Annotated in this window: 16 protein-coding genes and 1 pseudogene; 11 read left to right on the plus strand and 6 right to left on the minus strand. The window is 43.3% G+C overall.

Annotated elements, in window-relative coordinates; genetic code table 11:
- The first annotated feature begins 54 nt into the window (after window positions 1-54).
- The 8 genes from OOK74_RS05245 to OOK74_RS05280 all read left to right on the plus strand — a co-directional run bounded on the left by OOK74_RS05245 (window position 55) and on the right by OOK74_RS05280 (window position 10,450).
- The gene (locus OOK74_RS05245; RefSeq protein WP_278183214.1) at window positions 55-1,479 is read left to right on the plus strand and encodes a site-specific integrase; all 1,425 of its coding nucleotides are present in this window, start codon (window positions 55-57) and stop codon (window positions 1,477-1,479) included.
- Window positions 1,476-5,045, plus strand: a complete 3,570-nt coding sequence (locus OOK74_RS05250; RefSeq protein ID WP_278183215.1) for a VPA1269 family protein — start codon at window positions 1,476-1,478, stop codon at window positions 5,043-5,045. Before OOK74_RS05245 ends, OOK74_RS05250 begins: the two co-directional genes overlap by 4 nt.
- The gene (locus tag OOK74_RS05255; RefSeq protein ID WP_278183216.1) at window positions 5,035-5,685 is read left to right on the plus strand and encodes a hypothetical protein; all 651 of its coding nucleotides are present in this window, start codon (window positions 5,035-5,037) and stop codon (window positions 5,683-5,685) included. The genes OOK74_RS05250 and OOK74_RS05255 overlap by 11 nt, the downstream gene beginning before the upstream one ends.
- Before the next feature lie 5 nt (window positions 5,686-5,690).
- The gene (locus OOK74_RS05260) at window positions 5,691-6,116 is read left to right on the plus strand and encodes a VPA1267 family protein (protein ID WP_278183217.1); all 426 of its coding nucleotides are present in this window, start codon (window positions 5,691-5,693) and stop codon (window positions 6,114-6,116) included.
- Window positions 6,113-8,278: an AAA family ATPase gene (locus tag OOK74_RS05265; RefSeq protein ID WP_278183218.1), complete on the plus strand. Its 2,166-nt coding sequence runs from the start codon at window positions 6,113-6,115 to the stop codon at window positions 8,276-8,278. The genes OOK74_RS05260 and OOK74_RS05265 overlap by 4 nt, the downstream gene beginning before the upstream one ends.
- A 323-nt stretch (window positions 8,279-8,601) precedes the next feature.
- A complete protein-coding gene (locus tag OOK74_RS05270) occupies window positions 8,602-9,093 on the plus strand; it encodes a hypothetical protein (RefSeq protein WP_278183219.1) in 492 nt (163 codons plus the stop codon).
- Between the two features lie 195 nt (window positions 9,094-9,288).
- Window positions 9,289-9,741, plus strand: coding sequence for a hypothetical protein (locus tag OOK74_RS05275; protein ID WP_278183220.1), 453 nt, complete (start codon window positions 9,289-9,291; stop codon window positions 9,739-9,741).
- A gap of 253 nt (window positions 9,742-9,994) precedes the next feature.
- Window positions 9,995-10,450, plus strand: a complete 456-nt coding sequence (locus OOK74_RS05280) for a hypothetical protein (RefSeq protein WP_278183221.1) — start codon at window positions 9,995-9,997, stop codon at window positions 10,448-10,450.
- A 347-nt stretch (window positions 10,451-10,797) separates the two neighbouring features.
- Here OOK74_RS05280 and OOK74_RS05285 read toward each other — a convergent pair whose 3' ends face one another.
- The 5 genes and pseudogenes from OOK74_RS05285 to ubiG all read right to left on the minus strand — a co-directional run bounded on the left by OOK74_RS05285 (window position 10,798) and on the right by ubiG (window position 16,014).
- On the minus strand, window positions 10,798-11,049 hold the full coding sequence (locus OOK74_RS05285) for a 2Fe-2S iron-sulfur cluster-binding protein (protein ID WP_278183222.1): 252 nt from the start codon (window positions 11,047-11,049) through the stop codon (window positions 10,798-10,800).
- Window positions 11,050-11,052: 3 nt separating this feature from the next.
- A complete protein-coding gene (gene nrdB / locus OOK74_RS05290) occupies window positions 11,053-12,186 on the minus strand; it encodes a class Ia ribonucleoside-diphosphate reductase subunit beta (protein ID WP_278183223.1) in 1,134 nt (377 codons plus the stop codon).
- Between the two features lie 157 nt (window positions 12,187-12,343).
- Window positions 12,344-12,484, minus strand: a pseudogene (locus OOK74_RS05295) (class Ia ribonucleoside-diphosphate reductase subunit beta); the annotation flags it as partial.
- A 77-nt stretch (window positions 12,485-12,561) separates the two neighbouring features.
- Window positions 12,562-14,844: a class 1a ribonucleoside-diphosphate reductase subunit alpha gene (gene nrdA / locus OOK74_RS05300; RefSeq protein ID WP_274721964.1), complete on the minus strand. Its 2,283-nt coding sequence runs from the start codon at window positions 14,842-14,844 to the stop codon at window positions 12,562-12,564.
- 447 nt (window positions 14,845-15,291) lie between these two features.
- Window positions 15,292-16,014 carry a bifunctional 2-polyprenyl-6-hydroxyphenol methylase/3-demethylubiquinol 3-O-methyltransferase UbiG gene (gene ubiG / locus OOK74_RS05305; protein WP_166013104.1) on the minus strand — a complete coding sequence of 241 codons (723 nt, stop codon included), beginning with the start codon at window positions 16,012-16,014 and terminating at the stop codon, window positions 15,292-15,294.
- 353 nt (window positions 16,015-16,367) lie between these two features.
- On the opposite strand from ubiG, the gene gyrA reads away from it, so the two are divergent.
- Window positions 16,368-19,052, plus strand: a complete 2,685-nt coding sequence (gene gyrA / locus OOK74_RS05310) for a DNA topoisomerase (ATP-hydrolyzing) subunit A (RefSeq protein WP_274721963.1) — start codon at window positions 16,368-16,370, stop codon at window positions 19,050-19,052.
- Window positions 19,053-19,219: 167 nt separating this feature from the next.
- Here the strand turns inward: gyrA and OOK74_RS05315 are convergent, their stop codons facing one another.
- On the minus strand, window positions 19,220-20,119 hold the full coding sequence (locus OOK74_RS05315) for a helix-turn-helix domain-containing protein (RefSeq protein ID WP_274721962.1): 900 nt from the start codon (window positions 20,117-20,119) through the stop codon (window positions 19,220-19,222).
- Between the two features lie 199 nt (window positions 20,120-20,318).
- Between OOK74_RS05315 and OOK74_RS05320 the strand changes: the two genes are divergently transcribed.
- Window positions 20,319-21,539 (plus strand): sugar efflux transporter, encoded by a 1,221-nt coding sequence (locus OOK74_RS05320; RefSeq protein ID WP_274721961.1) that lies wholly within the window; start codon window positions 20,319-20,321, stop codon window positions 21,537-21,539.
- A 151-nt stretch (window positions 21,540-21,690) separates the two neighbouring features.
- Window positions 21,691-21,870, plus strand: a complete 180-nt coding sequence (locus tag OOK74_RS05325) for a hypothetical protein (RefSeq protein ID WP_166013100.1) — start codon at window positions 21,691-21,693, stop codon at window positions 21,868-21,870.
- The last annotated feature ends 135 nt before the right edge of the window (window positions 21,871-22,005 follow it).

Here is a 22,005-nt window from a genome sequence, read left to right on the forward strand (position 1 = left end):
AAGTGTGAATGTGACATGGTAATGTTAACATAAGTCGTGTTTGGTTAGGTAAATATGAAAAAGTTTAAAAAAACTTATTACTTAAAATATGTGACAACGGAAGAGTTTGGCAGTAGAAAGTTTCCGCTGGTATTCACGTTAGAAGGCAAAGTTAACTTTGCGCTGCTTTTGTTCATTAAAAATGAGTACGCACTGGGTGGCGGCAAGTCATCAAACTTACAACCAGTAATCGATGCAGTTTCGGATATGCTGGCTTTCTTCGAATGCCAGCTAGAAAAGCAGGATGAGTGGCTACGCAATCCGAATGAACTACTATATGCCTATTTTGAAGCAAAGCTAAATGGGACAGTAGATTCGAATGGATACTGCAAGTTAGATCTCTATTGGCAAAAGTCAAAATTAAGTACTGTGAAGAAATTAATTAGCGCTTATATCAAATTTGAGAAGTTTTCTAATACCTATTTGGGGACATCCTTAAGTGGGGTTGATCAAGTACTCATCGAAAATGCACGGAAGACACGGCATATTGACCCTAATCACAGTGGTTTGCTTTCTCACCTAGAAGGAACAGGTTATCAAGACGGAAACTACAATGAATTTAGTGGTGGCAGGTTGCACTTCACATCTGAAAACTACGATGTTAGGACTACAACAGGCTCAAAAAAAACAACGAAGTACTTCCCTCCCAATGAACTAGCACAGTTCATCAAATCCGAACAGAACATCAATTATCAAGCTGCCTGTATATTACAAGCATTCACCGCTCTTCGAGGCTCAGAGGTTGCCAACATTTTAATTTATGATGTTGTTCCTTCTGAGGATGGGTTGGCAGATATTATTGTTTCTGACAATCAAGTTAAAGGAAAAACCTTCGACCCAGACAGTGGTCGGTTAATTGAACGGGAAGCAATACTAAAGCGCCACACGACAACCATTACAAATAAGTCTGGTTTAAGCGAACGAGATATTGAGTTTCTTTCAAGCCCTACTTCAAGAACCATGATCTCTGATAAAGATGATAAGTACTTTGCTGGTGATAAGGCGATGACACTTCAAGTTTCTCATCCGACTTATGGTTATGTGTTGAGCTGGTCTAATGAAATTGCTCGAACCTATTTTAGTGTAGTTTTACTGCCTAAGCTTCTCAAACAAAATAGGGTAGCAGGACACCCCTGGCTTTTATGTCTGGATAATGGTTGCCCAATGACACTTGGTGCATACAGGAAGCACTTTGAGAGACGTTCTTTGAAAGAGCTTGGATTTGTACGACAACCACACTCTCTAAGGCATTTTTGTGGTTTCTATTTAAAGAATGCACTTGATTGGCAATTAGAGAACATCAAGGTATTTATGCGTCACGCCTACTTATCATCAACAGAACGTTATGCTCAACCCACTTCCGCAAAAGTCAGGGCTATGATCGCGAAAAAAGAATATACAGAGTTTAACAACCTAACATTTAGGGAGTTTTTTGAATGAGTCATATCTTCATTACGACTGATACTGATGTACTGAAAACAGGATTTGGTTATATCAATACCGATAAAGAGGTTAGATATAATCCCACAATAGACACCTGTGTCATTGATGAAAAACTAATTGTTAATGTTGGTAAAACACTAAATGATTTTTTCCTATCAGCCTACAAAACGGATGTTGTTAACTTTTTAGGGGCAAATAACGAGAGCGAAATCAAAGAGCATAAAATCAGACCATTGACTATAGGTACAATGAACCGCCTAGCTTCTGATGCTGGTATCAACGATGACACAGAATCAAAACACAGACTAATTGAACGCCTTATTGACGATGGCTTCGTAATGAATGGCGAAAAGTTGGAGCTGTATTATAGATTCGCACAAACCGATGCCTATATCCCTCCAGCCCTCATTGATTTTCAAGCAATGCAACATCAATTGGGTCTTACTGATGTTGGGTTTATAACGCTTTTGTTAGAGTCTCTGTTTAGTGATCTTGTACCTCGGCAGATTAAGAAAAAGAAAGGTAAGCTTGAACTGCCCTATGAAAAGCAGGATTTTCTTGATTCTCCATTTGTATCCTTGTTAAGAGCTTTGGTGTTACGAGCTAACGTTGGCACAAAGGCCGACGATTACTACAAGATCGATACTGGCTTCATTGATCTCTTCGACTCACATTACTTTCATGGTGATACCAACTCATATCAAATGTTTGTTTATCGTTTGAAAGTAAGTTTTAGTCTAGCGATTCAATACTTTATCAAGCATAACGCCATTTTTACACCTTATGCAAAAGCTACAGCGGTTATGGGAAGCACGAATTATTCGCTGATTTTTCCAGAAACAGATGAGATAGCTATTCAGATTAGTGGTGTTGCCGAAACTTTCACTGGTGGCACAGCAGCAGATCAAATGCGCCTATTGCGGGGACTTCGTTGCAGTACAGACATGAATGCCATGCAAGATCTTCCTGAAAGCCTATGTTTTGATTTCGTTCAGTGTACTTTACAAATGAATGAAAAGCTTGGTTATGAGGAGTCTGTAACTGAACATCCTAGAAAGCCATTGAAGCAGGTTATTCTGCATCTTGAGCGAACTGACTCTTATCGTAATCAGTCAAAATTTAAGCAATTTAACTTAGGGGCAATGAGCAAAACTGCCACTAAGCGAATTCTAGAAGGTGATTTAGCGAGAACAAGCACGACTCTTAAACGATATCAAGGCCAGTTGCCAGACCAGATTCTAAATGAGCTAAGGTTATATACGCAGACACATGCCAATGCTCAAAATATGCAGTACTTAAATCACTTCATTGATTATATTGTCGAGTATAATTCAAGAGAAGTGGAACAATTGGCATCAGTTGAGCAACTTGAGGTGTATCACTTTTACCATCCTCTTCATGCTGAGCAATTTTCTTTCTGGCTTTATCTCGAAAATCATTCGAAATTTACTACTCCAAACTCGAAAAAGACAGTATGGGGTCAAGTCCGACTGGCGTTGACTCACATCTTTGATATGAAAAAAAGACAAGGCTCAAGCAAAGCTCTACCCATGCCACCTGGTCAAGAACTTTATAAAGATGCTACAGGCAAGCGAACTACAACATCACGAAGATCAATGCCCAGTGATTTGTATGATTTATGTTTAGAAGTGTTAACTGAAAACGATTATGTTTTTGTCAGAGACAATTTTCCTTCTCTCACTGTTACCTTATACAATCATATGAAGGGTAAGAACGAAACAGTGTTTATGCCTAATGTGGCACATATTCTACATCTACTAATGATCCTACCTGCGAGAACACACCAAGGAAGATGGATTGATGAAGGACTCTTAGATGAAAAAATATGGGATTTGGATCGTCAAAAATACGTAATTAATACGGCTGCTACAGCTAACTTCATTTATCCCGATGGACAAACGCATAATGAGAAATTTGGGCAAACCGCTTTTGTTCAATCTGAACAGGCAGAGGGTACTGAAGAGTTGTCGTTGTACTTCAACACAAACAAGACGAAAGGTTACACACTACAACAAAAAGGTCACACAGGATATTCCGTGCCTTGGGTTGTTAATAGCGGCATGGAAAATGTCGATGCTGTCATCGACATAGTTAAAAGGCAAAAAACTTTTAATGACAAATTCTCACCTAAGCACCTGATCCCAGTCAGAACAGTAGATGAAGATGCGGGTAAATACTCGCAGAAAGTATTTGAGCTGTTACCTAAATTTATACCTCTTTTTCGTGATATATCTGCACCCAAAGTTTCTGTTGTTAGCCCAAAAATGGGTACAATTTTTCTTCCACCCACACATGCGATGGTAAGAAGAGTATTTTTGGCTGTTCTTAAGGAAGCAGAGGCGAGATATAAGCGAAAAAATCCCCATCATGCTAAAAGTAAGATAGCGTTTGCAGAGGATGGGACAGCTTTGTTTGACTTACATAGTCTGCGTGTCTACGGCATCACGGATCTTCTAAATTCTGGTTTAGACAAAGAAATCGTTAAGTTACTCGTGGGTCATAACACCAGTATTATGACGTTGTATTACAGGAAAATTGGTGAGCAGCAGTATAAGAAGGCTCTGTTGGATGCTCAAAGAAAGTCAGGCATTGCTATTGCGAATGAAAAAAGTGTATTGGAATCAGGGGTGGAAAACATTCATTGGATAGACAATGCAACTTTGGTCGATGATTTCAGTTTATTTCTACCAGATTTTTCAAAAGGTGGCCACCCACGGTTTATGAAAGGAGGAGTTTGTATGAACTTCGACTGTCAAGATGGTGGTGTAATAATCAAAACTGGTCAAAATGGGATAGATGTTCCTTCGTTAACAAGTGTTCGAGGTGGAGCTTTTAGATGTGGAAATTGTCGGTATTGGCGTTCTAGCCCACGTTTCATCGCGGAACAGATTTACTATCTCAATGAATGCGCTACTGAGGTTAAAGCTTTAACAGACGAACGCTTTAGGATTTATGAGCAGATAAACGATGCTTACGATAGCTATGAAGAGCCTGAGTTTATCATTGCACGATTAAACGACAAAGCTGATCAAAAAACAGAATTGCTTTGCCATAGAGTTACAGAACTGAGAAGACGACAAAAAATGTTGCAAGCGAGTTTAGACCAGATGGAAATTGAAAGCTCAAAAATGCCTGTAGTAATGAATGAACAAAAACACTATGCAGAGGCATCTTATGAGTCTCTCAATATGTTGGATGCAGCTATGGAGCTTTCCATGCAGGCAGTAATGCTTGGTTTAGATCCTTCCGAGTCAGAGATTCATGTGAATAATCTCGACCAATTCCTCAACAAAATGTTTAACGAAGCTTCAGTTAGTAATCCTCTGTTATACATTCCCAGCGCTGAGGTTAAACGTGCAGCGGTTCTTTTTGCAGCAGTTCGTACTAAAGAGCTTCTGGGTGAAGAGGTTACGGATGATGCATTTACCGACCCACGCTTGTTATTTGAAGCCCCAGAAAAAACGGCGAAATTGATTGAAGGTTTAAAAAAGCTAGATAACGCATTCTCCAACAATACAGCAGGCATTGAACATGAAGATTAATCAAGAAAGATTAGAAAAAGCTGATAGGTATGTTGAGGGCTTGCTTAAAGAGTACACTGATCAGCGGCTACAAACAGGCATAAAAAATGTGAAACTAGCTTGCCGACATCACTTGAATAATGGTATGGCAATAACGATAACATCAGTTGCCGAGTTTCTTCGACAAAACTGTGCAGGAAGACCTGCGAAAGGTACGCTGGATAACGACAGTAAAGGAGTTTATAAACCCATAATAGATACTTATTGTGAGGTCGCTTCATCTCTTCGTAAGCCTGATAAAAAAAGTGAGTCTTCGTCAACAAATTCACCACAAACCAAGATCTACATTAAGCAGCTAGAAAACAGAATTAAGCATCTTGAAAAAATACTAGAGCAAAATTTTAAGAACCAAGGATCTATTAGCGTCAATTCGATGCTTAATTCTCAAATTGATGCACAAGGTTCGGTAGATGTCGTCTCTTCGTCTAAATTTTCTGTTGCGGAAAAAGAAGCGATCAAAAAACTCTATAGTTTAATTGAACTAACCGATGATTTTGCAACAAGAGGGGAGGAAGACCGAACTAGGATAGTGAATGCAAGTGGAAAAGTACTTCTGATACCCAGTGAAGTTATATTGATAAAGAACATCATAGAAGGCTAAGTTAAATGGCTACAGGCGAAGACAATTACCAAGCTTTTGCTGTATGGCGAGCGACTCAGACGGATGATGATTATAGACAAATAGTCTTTAGAGGTAAGCTTAATCGAAATGAAGTGGCAAAAGGGGTTGGTTGCGGAAAATCTGCGTTAAATCAAAACCCTGCTCTCAAAAATGCACTCAAAGAACTAGAAAATGAACTGCGTGAACGAGGTGTTTTGCCAGATCTGACAAATATCGCTAAAGAGAAGGCGGATAAACCCCATGCTTACGACAACACGGTGAATCGCAAGTTACTCGACTCTAAGCGTCTGTCTTCATTAGAGGTTGAGAATATTGAACTGAAAGCCAAGGTCAAGGAACTTGAAAAACGACTTGAGCGTTTCGGTGAGCTGTCTGAAACCTTATCGGAAATGGGATTGATGCCACGATGAATGCCGCTTTGTATCAAGATCAGATGCGAGTCACCAGCATCCATTACTGCACGAATAAGCTCGTTATATTCAGCGGTGTTCCGCTGGTGACAAACTCTTATAAAACCAATAGTGGTAAGTATTACGTCACCATTAAAGCCGACCCCGATAGCATCCCAGTACTTCCAGCGCTGGGTCAGCATTGGTCAGTCAAAGGCGCTCGGCAACTAGAAAATATGGAGGTGGGTGATTATGTAATGCAGCAGCACACTTATGAATCACCCAAGCATATTGAATGCACTTTACCCGAAACAGGTGAACAACTGATACGCTTTATCGCCAGAGAAAGTGACTTCAAAGGTATTGGCGAAAGCAAAGCCAGGGCGCTTTGGCAGCTCTTAGGTAAAGAATTTCATGCAACACTGAGGAATGACACTCCAGAGTCCAGAAAGCTTCTGACATCGATTCTGAGTGAAGATTCGGTGAATGTGCTCTTTAAGGGGTACACCAAATATAAAAATCTGGCACATTGCAACTGGATGAGTGAGCACAACATCCCCGCCAGTGTACAGCAACGACTGCTCAAGCATCACGGTGAAGCCTCCATCGATGTTATCAAGAGTAATCCTTATGCTCTGATGGGCTTTGGTCTTTCGTTCAGTGCTATTGAAGGTATTGTCAAGGTAACGGATTTTAATACCGATGTTGCGCAGGATGATCCAAGAAGGCTCAGCGCTGCTCTGGAAATGGCGATTCGAAAAGAGATTGAAAAAGGTCACACCTACACCACTCATGCTAATGTGCGCCCTTATCTCAACAAGTTACTGAAAGACAAAGTACTAGTCACTCAGGCTTTCCAATCAGGTCATGATAAAGCTCAGTATATTTTAAATCCTGACACAGGAGCCTACCATCCAACGGCGCAACTTCTGATGGAAAGTGTCGTTGCCAAGCGGCTAAACACACTGATTAAGCGAAATGATTTGTTTGATGAAAATGCCAATGCTGCGTATTGCTCTGCGGCTTCGGAGCTTCCCTACGAATTAACTCCTAAACAAATCGAAGCCGTAACAACGTGTCTGGATAATTCGGTAAGCTGTATTACGGGCGGTGCAGGAACAGGTAAGACGACTGTACTCAGAACAGCTCTCAGGGCATATCATCAACTTGGGTTTGAAATACACGCCGTTGCACTCAGTGGTCGTGCCGCAATGAGACTTCATGAGTCCATCGGTTTTGTTACCTCAACCATTGCCAAATTGTTGCGTGAAGACCCTATTGACCCCAGTGTTGATAAGCCCAATCACCTACTGGTGATTGATGAGGCCAGCATGATTGACTTGCCAACTATGTATCGCCTAGTAAATCACATTCACCCCTCTGTACGATTGATATTCACTGGCGACCCCGACCAACTTCCACCAATCGGCTGCGGCAAGGTGTTGGCAGACATCGTTGAAGCAAAAAGGGTGACTAATACGATGTTGGATATCGTCAAGAGACAGGAGGGTTCAACGGGTATCCCCGAATACTCAAAGCTCATCAACCAAGGTGTGATGCCTGAACGATTAAGTACGGGAGCAATACACTTTCACGAAACCAGTAAAACAGATATTGCTAAAGTCTGTTGTGAGCTTTACCAGCAGTGTCCTGAAAACAGTCGCGTCATGGCTCCAACCAAGGCACTCGTATCAGAGATCAATAAACTCACCCAACAAGCCGTTAACCCAGATAGCACTAGCCTTGAGTTCGAAATCAATGGTGATAAGTTCTTTTTGCCACTCCGCATGAATGATGCGGTGTTATTCACGCAGAACCATTATGACAAAGGCATTCAGAACGGCTCACTTGGTATGCTAACCAACGCCAAACCTTCTGGTGATAGTTACGGTGAAGTGACGCTAGATACAGGTGAAAAGATCGAGATAACACAATCCATTCTCGACTGCATGGAGTTGGGTTACGCAATCACCCTACATAAAGCTCAAGGGTCACAGTTTCCACGCATCATCATCGCTCTGCAAAAAGGAAGAATAGTAGATAGAGCATGGCTCTATACGGCAATCACAAGAGCTGAAAGTGAAATTCATATCGTCGGCAGTAGCGATGATATGAAGCAGATTACGGAAGCACTTAGTCACTCTCATAAGCGGAATAGCTATCTGAAAGAACTGTTGAGTTAGCAATTTGAAACTCGTTTATGCCCAAAACCTACTTAACCCTAACAAACCACTCGGTTGAAGATCGCCGAATTCCCCCAAATCATATGAATCTATAAAGCTGCGTCTTTGCGCGGAGGTTATCGGCATTTGGGGATAAAACTATCTATTGTTTCACACAACAGTCTGATATGCGTTGAGGTTTACAATTAGTGATAGCAAGATAGACAGAACTCAATCACTCAAGAAACCGACCTATAAAGCGTTACTTTTTCATTATGCGTATTTCGGTGATTGCGACCATTGATTTTCAATTCATTTACATCAATCTGATTTAGGAACAATCGATGAAATATTTAGGCTTTATTTTGGCATTTTGTATTTGGATTTTTGCCAATGGCTTTTGGGAAATGGCAAAAGCCCCAGAGCATTACAGTTCATGTCAGCAAATAGCGTGGGCACAGAACCAAAATAAAAATGCATTCCGCCCTGATGAATCCCTAGCTTTATGGGTGCTACAAAAAATAAATTGTGACGAAGCTTCTAGTAACAATGCCTCCAAGGATATAGGGCAAAATCCTATGGCAATGGCTTACATATGCTGGCAACTGGCGAACCAGTCGGGTCGTGAAACTGACTCAGACCTGTTTGCTCAGATGATATCTATGGTCAGAAAAAGTCCTGATTTCAAACCTGAACTACATATAGAGTTTGTAGGTTTTGCTGCACAAGAAGTATTGAATATGGATTCTGAACAACGTCAGGGTGTGTACAGCGCTGGTTGTTCTGTACCATTAAACAATATAAAGAGAGCATCAGAACAAGGTATGCTGGACTGATAGCAGTTGGCATTTTGGGTATGATTGAGTTCAATGACTATGATGAAATTGTTTAAGTTCCGTGGTGTGTTCTGAACGTTCAATATTGGACGCATAAGTTATGCGAGTTTCAATGCCGACATTGGTTAGTTGTGAGTCAAAGTGTACTTATATGTCCGATTTTCGGGCTAGCTCTATCAAGAAGGATAATAAGTAATGTTTAATATTTTCAAAAAAAAAGTATCTTCTTATGCATTTGCTTCAAATACTTTGAAAGTATGCCGTTCCGTTCTGATTCATATATCTAGGGGTGAGTTTTCTGTATCCCCTAATAGTCCTGAAGATGGGAATTTAAGTGAACACGAAATAACTAGGGCTATGCACTATGAAACTAATAATCTAACCATGATAAACGCGGTCAACAACTCTCAAGATAAAGTGAAGCCATTAGTTGTTGCATTGGATAATAAATCTACAAATGAAGCCATCCAATATGCTGTTTCAATGCTTACAGAACTAGATAACTGGTGGAATCATTTGATTCCAGATGTTAATGCTGCCAATAGATTTTCAGAGCTGCGGGACATGCATATAGAGTTGAACCAAATGTGGAGAGATACCGAATCTGGGAAAATAATCATGATTGATGATTTCGAAGAACGTGGTTAGCGTGAAAACACCAGCCAACCAACCAATCATTAATTAATGATTGGTTTACTAGTTTTATCAACTTACATGCTCTTTGTATTTGAGGTGCTGCGTTCTACGGGGCTTTTTACGTTTGGGATACTAAACGTTATCGATCGGCTGGAAATAACCTGTTATCGTAAGTTAGGACTTTCCAGCCTGAAATATTATCATATAGCGAACGTCATAGGGTCATTTGGATACTTTGACGTCTATATAAAAGGATTACCCAGTAATGAAACAATTGATAATGCTCGGATTTCTTACACTCTTTTCTTTTTCTGCATACCCTGCACACAAGTCACTAACTGAACTATTCCCTCAAACCAAACTTGGTATAAAAACTAAGCAAGGTATTTTGCGTGAGGAAGGTGGAGCACTCTACATCGGAAACAAAGAGTTAGTAGAGAGCGGTGAATACTTTGGCTTCTCTCTATCTCACGCATTTAATCTCGATGACACAGAAGTGATTATTGTTGGTCTGAATTCTGGGGGTACAGCATGTCCGATGACTTATCGGTTCCTATTTGTTGATAATGATAGTTCAGTTTTTAGTCGAGAAGTCGGTACTTGCAGTGATTTAGTTCGAGTTAAGCAAGTTGGCTCGACTCTTTATATGGAGAACTTTTGGGATGATGGTAGTAGTCTATTTTCGATTCATGATCACCAAGTCGTGACCATTTGGGATTGATCCGCACAGCTAAGTTGGATACCGAGTTAACCGACCTTCCTATACTTAATACTGACAAGGTTTTGTCCAGAAACGTGTTTCAGCGGATGGTCAAGAAAAATCATAAATGTCTAGCGAGTAGTGAGCTGTGCGAGCGTCAGGAGTGGCTTTATTATTTTACTTTACCATCATCCCCTAAACACCCTTTTGGCAGGGTGATGGTTTCACACAGTGAGGCCATCGCCTTGCTAAGCCTAGCGTTTTCTTAAGACACCATCCGTGACAGCTACCGAAATACACTCTGTATGTTGATGATAAAAACGCCCCAGTAAAAACTGAGGCGTTTTTATAAGGGTAACGCGGGTATGTCAGTAATCTAGCTCTAAAACAAGGTCGCTATTCGCCTTGACACTACAAGCCAGTACGTAACCTTCAGGCAAGAAAGCGATTGCGTCTCTCACGCCGACAATTTCTCCCGATTTAAGTTTGCACTTACAAGCGCCACAAAACCCGCCTCGGCATTCTGAGTATATCGATTCACCCGCCTTTTCCGCAGCCTGTAGAATGGTGTCGTTGGCTTTAGCAGTGAACTGCTTGTCGTTCAAACTTATAGTGTGCATGAGTTACAGCTCAAAATCCTTGAATTCATCTTGTCCAATAACATTGTCAATTTGACCAACCAAGTAGCTTGAAATCTCAGACTCTTGCGGCGCAACTTGCACATTATCAGATGATAGCCATGCATTAATCCATGGGATTGGATTACTTGTCGCTTCAGGGAATACAGGGTTTAGACCAACAGCTTGCATACGAATGTTGGTGATGTATTCCACGTATTGACAGAGAATGTCTTTGTTAAGACCAATCATCGAGCCATCTTTAAACAAGTACTCCGCCCATTCCTTTTCTTGTTGGGCAGCATCAACGAACATCTTATAAGCTTCGTCTTTACATTCTTCTGCGATTTGAATGTATTCAAGACCATCTTGACCGTTACGAAGTATATTGATCATGTGCTGTGTGCTTGATAGGTGCAGAGCCTCATCGCGAGCAATGAGCTTGATTATTTTCGCATTACCTTCCATTAACTCGCGTTCTGCGAAAGCGAATGAACAAGCGAAGCTCACGTAAAAACGGATAGCCTCAAGGATGTTTACGGACATCAAGCACAAGTACAGTTTTTTCTTTAGGTCATGGAGTGAAACAACAACCTTTCCACCCTTCACTTCGTGCGTGCCTAGCCCCAAAAGCTGATATTGCTGTACAGACTCGATAAGGTCATCGTAATACTTTGACACGCTGACAGCCCGCTTCTTGATCTCTTGATTTTCTACAATGTCATCGAACACAATTGAAGGGTCGTTGATTATGTTGCGAATGATGTGAGTATAAGATCTTGAATGAATCGTTTCGTAAAACGACCATGTTTCTATCCAAGTTTCAAGCTCAGGGATGCTCACGATAGGCAGAAGTGCAACGTTTGGGCTTCGTCCTTGGATAGAATCCAGCAGAGTCTGATATTTTAAGTTGGAGATAAAAATGTGTTTCTCATGATCTGGCAACTTTTGGTAATCAATTCGATCTTGGCTGACATCAATTTCTTCTGGTCTCCAGAAAAACGAAAGTGCCTTCTCCGTAATCGATGATATCGCTTTATACTTTTCTTGGTCGTAGCGAGCTACGTTGACATTTTGACCAAAGAACATCGGTTCTTTTAATTGGTCATTTTTCGTTGTGTTGAAAGTTGAGTATTTCAAAATATATTACCTTTAGTAATTTTCACATAAATCAATTTTTGTTTGTATTTTTAGACTTATGTGTGTTTCACATAAATGATTCTTTGTCTCAATGCATTGTTGAGCAAAGGGTTAGTCACTCACTCACTTGGTTGTATGAGTTTCTCTGTCACAATTTAAAACTGAGCTGTTTTTCGATCAGCTTTTCGAAAATTTCGTATTTTTGTTGGTCATAACGCGCCACGTTAACCGGTTGACCAAGAAACATCGGTTCTTTTAATTGGTCATTCTTTTTCTGGGTAAAAGTACTGTAAGCCATGGTTGCCTTCATCCGTTTGGCCTCTTGCTTAAGCAAGAGGCATGCAAATCAAAGAGTATTATCTGGTGCTTATAAGCTTAGATCTTACACGCGCCGCTTTCACAATCGTCTTCTGATACTTTGACGCTTTCCGTCTGCTCATCTTTCGCACCATCGCGCGTGTTATGGTAGTACAGCGTTTTTACCCCAAACTTGTAGGCGGTCAGCAGATCTTGCAACAGTTTTTTCATTGGCACTTTGCCTGAATCATACTGGCTTGGATCGTAGTTGGTATTGGCAGAAATCGCTTGGTCAACGAACTTTTGCATAATGCCGACTAAGTGCAGATAGCCATCGTTTGAACCGATGTTCCACAGCAGTTCATAGTTGTCTTTTAAGCGGGTAAATTCTGGCACCACTTGCTTAAGAATGCCATCTTTTGATGCTTTGACCGAGACATAACCCCGTGGTGGCTCAATCCCATTGGTAGCATTAGAGATTTGCGATGAAGTTTCTGATGGCATCAGCGCAGTTAAGGTTGAGTTACGCAAACCATGTTGCATGATCTCGTGACGCAGTTTATCCCAGTCATAATGCAGTGGTTCATCACACACCAAATCGATATCTTTTTTGTAGGTATCGATTGGCATCAAACCTTTAGCGTAGTTGGTTTGATCAAACTGCGGGCAGCGACCTTGCTCTTGCGCCAATTTCATGGAAGCGCGCAGTAGATGATACTGCATGGCTTCAAAGGTGCGGTGAGTCAGTGCATTGGCACTGCCATCAGAGTATTTCACGCCATGTTTAGCTAAGTAATAAGCGTAGTTGATCACACCCACACCAAGGGTACGACGGTTCATTGAAGAACGACGCGCAGCCGGTAGTGGATAATCTTGGTAATCGAGCAGGGCATCGAGCGCACGCACCACCAGATCCGATAACTCTTCGAAATCATCCAGTGACTGAATTGCGCCTAAGTTAAACGCAGAAAGGGTACACAGGGCAATTTCACCGCTTTCATCTTCCACGTTTTCCAGCGGTGAGGTTGGCAGTGCAATCTCCAGACATAAGTTAGATTGACGAACTGGCGCCACGGCCGCATCAAATGGGCTATGTGTATTACAGTGGTCAACGTGTTGGATGTAGATACGGCCAGTAGACGCTCGCTCTTGCATCAGCAATGTGAAGATTTCCAGCGCCTTAACGGTTTTCTTCTTAATGCTAGGATCGTTTTCGTAGCGTACGTATAGACGTTCAAACTCCGCTTGATCTTGGAAGAAAGCATCGTACAGTCCTGGCACATCCGAAGGGGAGAACAGGGTAATGTTGCCACCTTCAACTAGGCGCTGATACATCAGTTTGTTGAGTTGTACCCCATAGTCCATATGACGAACTCGGTTTTCTTCTACACCTCGGTTGTTCTTTAGTACCAGCAGAGATTCGGCTTCTCCGTGCCACAGTGGGTAGAACACTGTCGCAGCACCACCGCGTACACCACCTTGCGAGCAGCACTTCACTGCTGTTTGGAAGTATTTGTAGAAGGGGATACAACCGGTGTGGAATGCTTCACCACCACGAATTTCCGAACCGAGTGCGCGAATGCGTCCCGCGTTGATGCCAATTCCGGCGCGTTGCGATACGTAGCGTACAATCGAGCTGGCGGTGGCATTGATCGAGTCGAGGCTGTCACCACATTCAATCAGCACGCAAGAGCTAAATTGACGAGTTGGAGTCCGTACGCCGGACATGATGGGTGTCGGCAGGGAGATCTTAAAGGTTGACGTCGCATCGTAGAAACGTTTGATGTAGTCAAGGCGTGTCTCTTTTGGATACTTAGCAAACAGGCAAGCCGCTACCAGAATATACAGGAACTGGGCACTTTCGTAGATTTGTCCGGTAACCCGGTTTTGTACGAAATATTTTCCTTCCAACTGTTTTACCGCGCCGTAAGAGAAATCCAGATCACGGCGATGGTCGATAAACAGATCCATCTGCATCAATTCTTCACGGCTATAGTCTTGCAGTAAATGTCGGTCGTATTTGCCCTTTTCGATCATTTTTGTCACATGATCAAACAGAGCTGGCGGTTCGTATTGGCCATAGGCTTTTTTACGCAAGTGGAAAACTGCAAGACGTGCCGCAAGATATTGATAATCTGGTGTCTCTTCGGAAATCAGATCGGCCGCCGATTTAATGATCGTCTCATGGATGTCAGACGTGGTAATGCCATCATAGAACTGAATATGAGCGCGCAGTTCTACCTGTGAAACGGAGACATTGTGTAGGCCTTCAGCGGCCCAAGTGATCACGCGGTGGATCTTGTCGAGATCAATACTTTCTTTGCGGCCATCACGCTTGGTGACAGTAAGTTGTTGGTTCATTCTGCTTCATTTTCCTAACAAAACTGATTAAAGCCGTATTTTGGTATAATTCTAGTAAATGGAATCACGGCTTATGTGATCAAGCTCGCTCTACTTATAGAGTTGGAAACACTATATGTAGGGGCTGTTTGGTGTTCGAGTTACAAGATAGTGCTATGGGCAGGCTATTGCAAGTGACAGTTCAAGGACAGATTGTGGATAAGTGGCAAAATTTAAAAAATCAGTTAGTGCTCGCTTACTGATGATCAAAGGGTAGAGTTGATTGTGAAAAATCGGCGTTTGCACATTGCTTTCTTGGTAACCAGTAACGAAAAAAAATCTCTTGATCTTTAAGCAAAAACTGATCTTAAAAATGGATCGTTTAAAATGGAATCAGCCTAATGCAGCTGCGGCTAAAAAAGCGCGCAATCGGGTGGTGTTGCGCCGCTTTTTAGCGTGCCGGGTCGATTAAACAAGAGTCGTATAGACGATGTAATTGACATCGACATTTGAACCTAAGCGATAAGTATTGCTCAGTGGATTGTAGTGTAAACCAATCATTCCTTGTTCTTGCAGAGCCGTTTGGTCGATCATCTTCATCAGCTCGGATGGGCGGATGAATTTGCTGTGGTCATGAGTGCCAGCGGGAACGATTTTTAACAGCTGCTCTGCACCGACGATCGCGAATAAATAGGACTTAATATTGCGATTGAGGGTTGAGAAAAACACATGGCCGCCGGGTTTGACCAGCTTGGCACACGCTTGAATCACCGAAAGTGGATCGGGTACATGTTCTAACATCTCCATGCAGGTGATCACATCATAGGTGTGCGCATGGGTCAGCGCATGCTGCTCGACGGTACTCTGGATATAGCTTAAAACGACGCCCGTTTCCAAAGCATGTAAACGAGCGACTTCTAACGGCTCTTTACCCATATCCAGTCCTGTGACTTGTGCGCCTTCCCGCGCCATACTTTCGGCTAAAATGCCGCCGCCACAGCCGACGTCCAATACGGTTTTGCCAAATAGGCCATTGGCCTTTTCCAACACATAGTTGAGACGGAGTGGGTTAATTTGATGCAATGGTTTAAATTCGCCCTCAAGATCCCACCAACGGGATGCCATATCCTCGAATTTTTTTATTTCATTAAGATCGACATTATGTGCAGCAACGATCGGTGTGGTAGTCATCTGGTATCGCCTGTATTACGCATCCGAGAGTAGGGTACTTATTATAGCGCGCTGAATAAATCGCACCAGTTGAGATACTGCTCTTGAGAATGATCGTTTAAAAAACAACCATCTAACGTTGCCAATCGTAAGGAATGTGTAAATTGTCGGCACTTAAGACGCAACCAAGGTCACAACCTGATAAAAGGTCAGGGAAAGTAATGCCGAAGCGGCGAAACATGTGTTATATTTTTTCACCTTATATGTATCAAGAATATCCAGCTTTCGACTGAGTTGGCGCTCAATCTTATAGTGAGCCCCATTTGAGTAAGAATTTGGGTATACCGATCAAACTATAGAGGGATAATGGCTCTATGAGCGATCTTGCTAAAGAGATCACGCCCGTAAACATCGAAGACGAGCTACGCAGTTCGTATTTGGACTACGCGATGTCTGTCATCGTGGGTCGTGCTCTTCCTGATGTGCGTGATGGCCTTAAACCAGTACACCGTCGCGTACTGTTTGCGATGAATGTATTGGGCAATGACTGGAACAAAGCCTATAAAAAATCTGCCCGTGTGGTAGGTGACGTAATCGGTAAATATCACCCACACGGTGATAGTGCAGTTTATGACACTATCGTGCGTATGGCGCAGCCTTTCTCACTCCGTTACATGTTGGTCGATGGTCAAGGTAACTTTGGCTCGATTGACGGCGACTCTGCGGCGGCAATGCGTTATACCGAAGTGCGGATGTCGAAAATTGCACACGAACTGTTGGCCGATCTCGATAAAGAAACGGTTGACTATGTGCCGAACTATGACGGTACAGAACAGATCCCAGCGGTACTACCGACCAAGATCCCGAACCTGTTGATCAATGGTTCATCTGGCATTGCGGTTGGTATGGCGACCAACATTCCACCTCATAACTTAGGTGAAGTGATCGATGGCTGTTTGGCTTATATCGATAACGAAGCGATCACCATTGATGAGCTGATGAGCTACATTCCTGGTCCAGATTTTCCAACTGCTGCGCTGATCAGTGGCCGTAAAGGCATCATTGATGCTTACAAAACTGGTCGCGGCAAGGTTTATATGCGCTCGAAAGCTGATATCGAAGCGGATAAAAACGGCAAAGAGACCATCATTGTTAGCGAAATTCCTTATCAAGTGAACAAAGCGCGCTTGATTGAAAAAATCGCTGAGCTGGTGAAAGAGAAGAAAGTCGAAGGGATCAGTGCACTGCGCGATGAGTCTGATAAAGACGGGATGCGCATTGTGATTGAGTGTAAGCGTGATGCGGTTGGTGAAGTGGTTCTAAACAACCTCTATGCCAACACTCAGCTGCAAACTACCTTCGGGATCAACATGGTGGCACTCGATAACGGTCAGCCTAAGCTGTTTAACCTCAAAGAGATGCTGAAGTGTTTCGTCGATCACCGTCGTGAAGTGGTGACTCGTCGGACGATTTTCGAACTGCGTAAAGCACGTGAACGTGCCCATATCCTTGAAGGTTTGGCACTGGCGCTGGCCAATATCGATGAGATCATTGAGCTGATCCGTCGTGCGGCAACCCCGGCTGAAGCACGAGAAGGCTTAATCGCTCGTGGCTGGGATCTGGGTAACGTGGCAGCAATGCTTGAGCGTGCCGGCACTGATGCAGCGCGCCCTGAGTGGCTAGAGCCACAATACGGTATTCGTGATGGCCAATACTTCCTGACCGAGCAACAAGCGCAAGCGATTCTGGATTTACGTCTGCATAAGCTGACTGGCTTAGAGCACGAAAAGATCCTCGATGAGTACAAACAACTGCTCGAAGAAATTGCCGAATTGATGCATATCTTGGCTAGCACTGAGCGCTTGATGGAAGTGATCCGTGAAGAGCTAGAAGCGATCCGTGCTGGCTTTAGCGATGCGCGCCGTACCGAGATCACTGCAGCAACGCACGATATTGACATGGAAGAGCTGATCGCCCGTGAAGATGTTGTAGTGACGTTGTCACATGAAGGCTATGTGAAGTATCAATTACTCAGCGACTACGAAGCACAGCGTCGTGGTGGTAAAGGTAAGAGCGCCACCAAAATGAAAGAAGAGGACTACATTGAGCGTCTTCTGGTGGCCAATACTCACGATAACATTCTGCTGTTCTCGACGCGCGGTAAGACTTACCGTATGAAAGTTTACCAACTGCCGTTGGCGAGCCGTACTGCACGTGGTAAGCCGATCGTCAACCTGCTTCCTTTGGAAGAGAATGAACGCATTACTGCGATCTTGCCTGTCAGCGAATTTAGCCAAGATAAATTTATCTTTATGGCAACCGGTGACGGCACAGTGAAGAAAACCTCGCTAGATCAGTTCGCCAACGTACGTGCTAATGGTTTGATTGCACTCAACCTGCGTGATGAAGACTCATTGATTGGCGTCGATATCACCGACGGTGAAAGCGAAATTATGCTGTTCTCTAAATTCGGCAAAGTGGTTCGCTTTAAAGAGTCGGAAGAAACCGCAGTGGTGGATGAAAATGGTCAACCTGTCCTTGATGAAAATGGCCAGCCAGAGATCAAGTTCAAAGGGGTAAGACCGATGGGTCGTACCGCGGCAGGTGTTCGAGGCATGAAACTGGCTGAAGGCGATCAAGTGGTATCGCTCATCGTACCGAAGAGCGAGGGTGACGTATTAACCGTAACCGAAAATGGCTACGGCAAGCGTACTAGCCTGTCTGAATACCCAACCAAAGGTCGTGGTACTCAGGGTGTGGTTTCGATCAAAGTCTCTGAACGTAATGGTAGCGTCGTCGGTGCTGTGCAGGTGACTGAAGGTGATGAATTTATGATGATCACCAATGCAGGCACACTAGTACGGACTCGCGTGGCGGAAGTTAGCCAAGTCGGTCGTAATACCCAAGGCGTGACTCTGATCCGGACTTCGGAAGGGGAAAGTGTCGTAGGCCTACAGCGTATCGATGAAGTTGAAGAGTCGGAATTACCGGAAGGTGAGGAAGCTCTGCTTGATGGCGAAACACCAGTGGTAACGGATAAGAGTGGTGAAGAAGAGTAATTGGCTTAGCTATTGCTATTCATGATTGCAAACATCCAATCGTTATTAAACGTTATCGCTTACAAAGCCGGACCATCGTCCGGCTTTTTTGATCCTCAACCATTTCAAGTACTTGATGTAGCTCAGTTTTTATCTAGGGTGATTTTCTTGACCGCAGCTATTCACCGCTAGCTACTCACGGCTTGAAAACGCTGGCGAAATACTCTTGGGGTTATCGCTTTGAGGGCTTTAAATTGGCGGTTAAAGTTGGATAAATTGCCAAAACCGGTTCGCTCAGCAATTAAGGCGATTGGTACAGAGGAGCTTGCCAACAGCTCACACGCTTTGCCGATCCGAAATTGTTTCAGATGCTCAGAAAAACTCATTCCATAGTGCTTTTCAAATAAGCGATAAGCTGAACTTTCACTCAAATGTAAGTGATGGCATAAATCGGTGATTTTGATGGCTTGCGCATGGTGCTGTTCAATATATTGCTTGGCTAATTGAATTTTTTTGTGGGTATCGCTATTGCTAGTAAATGCGGTGATCAGATAAGGAGCGACTGAAAGGCGCTGTGCTTGTTGATCATCGGCCATCACCAACAGCGCTTCAATGATGCGCAAGGTTTGATAATGATGGGCTTGCTGCTCAATATTGGTCAGCAATTGGATGACTTGGTGCGTACTTTGCGGGCTGAGATGTAGCCCGTAAGCCGAATTTTGTTGCAGCCGTTGCAACGCTTGAGTGTGTGGCAACACCAGTTGCAGTTTATCCAGCCACTGTTGTTTAAACCAGATAATGGTGGAATGCAGCGTTTTGGCTTTATTTAATCGCTGGCGACCGGCAATCATATGGGGTAAGCCTGGGCCATAGAGTAGCAGAGTACTTTGCTCGATGCCGCCAATCGCATCACCAGCAAAATAGTTACCGACAAAGCGCTGATCCGGGTTTTGGTAGAGGACCAGCTCATATTCGGTGTGGTAGTGCCATGGGCAGGCAAATTCTTGATTATGATCTTGGCTATGAAATTCACGCAGCACCCAATCTTGGCTGATACCACTCATAACATTTTCAATTAACGGGCGCACGATACATTCCTTGTTTGCTCTAAATGGTTTTGGTTGATTGGCAAGTTAGGCTATTTAATGGCCTATTTCTGTCAAACTATCAATATTTTTTGCATGAATAGTATTAGAAGTGGCTCGAATAACATCAATCTCTGAGCGTAAGATTGAGTACACTAGCGCGGTAAATGATGACTGATTACTGTTCCGGAGCCCCCTACCTATGCATCGAGACAAAACTGCCTTACTGTTTATTATGTCCACCTTGGTGACTGGCTTGTGTGGGGCATTCTTTTATCCACTCTCTAGTCTATTTATTGTCGAGGCACTGGATGCTTCACCACTGCAGCTCAGCCTATATATGGTAGTGGCGGTGGTCAGTTCGGTGCTGGTATCGCAGTGGCTTGCTCGTCAATCGGATCGTGATTGGCAGCGTAAGACGATTTTATTAGTCGCGCTGAGTTGCTATTTCATTACCGTGGTCAGTTTTATCTTTATCCGCAGTTATAGTTTGGCGATTGTGATTGTGGTGCTGTTTGCTAGTGTCAGTGGTGCTTCATTTGGTCAACTGTTTGCGCTGGGCCGCGAATATGCGGATCGGCATCTGGATGACAAAACCACTTTTTTAGGTGCTATGCGGGCTGGGATTGCGATTGCTTGGGTATTTGGCCCGCCGGCAGCATTTATGCTCAAAGCTAGTTTCGGTTTTAGTGCCGCGTTTGCGGTTTCGGCACTGATTGTTGCGCTCGGAATCGTCTTGATCGCTCGGTATTTACCGGCGGGTGAGAAAACTTCGCAGCCTGCGTCCGGGCAAGAGCCGCGAGTCAAGTTAGTTCAATATTCGTTGCATAAACGCGCACTGATCACGTTGTATTGTGTAACCTTAGTGTTCACCTTCGCAGCCAATAATTTGTATATCACCAGCATGCCTCTTTATTTATCACGTGAGTTGATGGTGCCTGAGCACTGGTTAGGCTTATTGTTTGGTGTCGCGGCACTGTGTGAGATCCCGGTGATGCTGATGGCCGGTAAGCTCACTGAACGCTGGGGAACCAGTAAATTGCTGATGCTGGGTATCTCCAGTGGCATTGTTTTCTATGCCCTGATGTTAACCCATACTGGTTTTATCGCGATGATGGGAGCACAAGTACTGAATGGTTTTTTTATCGGTGTCTGTGCGACGTTAGGCATGGTGATCTTGCAGGACATGATGCAAGATCGACTGGGAACCGCTTCCACACTGTTTTCTAGCTTACTGAGTGTCAGTTCATTAGTGGCCAGTTTATCGGTGGGCGTTGTTGGTGAATATTTCAACTATTTCAGTACGTTATACGTATCTTTCTTCGGGGTCGTGATTGCTCTATTCTTGCTGGTTTTGTTTAGCCAATTACAGCACAAGGTCAGTCTCAGTCTGGCGATGCAAAGTAAAGTGTCAGTGAGGTGAGTGGTTTGACCATTTGGCGGCGGTAATCGGTAATTATTTTGCGTAGTATAATAATTGTGTGAGCATACTCCCATATCTTATGGCGTGATGAGAAATAATCATTAAAGAGCGTATCCTTTTTGAGAAATGGGTGTGGCGGTGGAGAGAAACGGTGGACAATTCGGTTGTTGCCCAGTTGAAAAAACAGTTTCACGCGCAATTAAGCGCGTGGCAAGCTCAGGCTGCCCCACAATCTAAGCCAACCTTAGCCGTTTTAACGGAAGAAGAGTTACGTCAATTAGAACAGATGTGGGTCGAGTTGTGTGTTTGGAAGCAATCACAAAACGGATAGCGATGCCATTTTTTGAGAGGCATGATTGGATCGATGTCGCTTCCATTTGACTGACTTAATTAACCCAATCGTGATGGTTGGGTTTTTTATTACTCAAAAGAATGAGTTATGCGTTAACAATTTCAGCTCAAGGTG

Source organism: Vibrio misgurnus, assembly GCF_029635775.1.
GTDB lineage: Bacteria > Pseudomonadota > Gammaproteobacteria > Enterobacterales > Vibrionaceae > Vibrio > Vibrio chanodichtyis.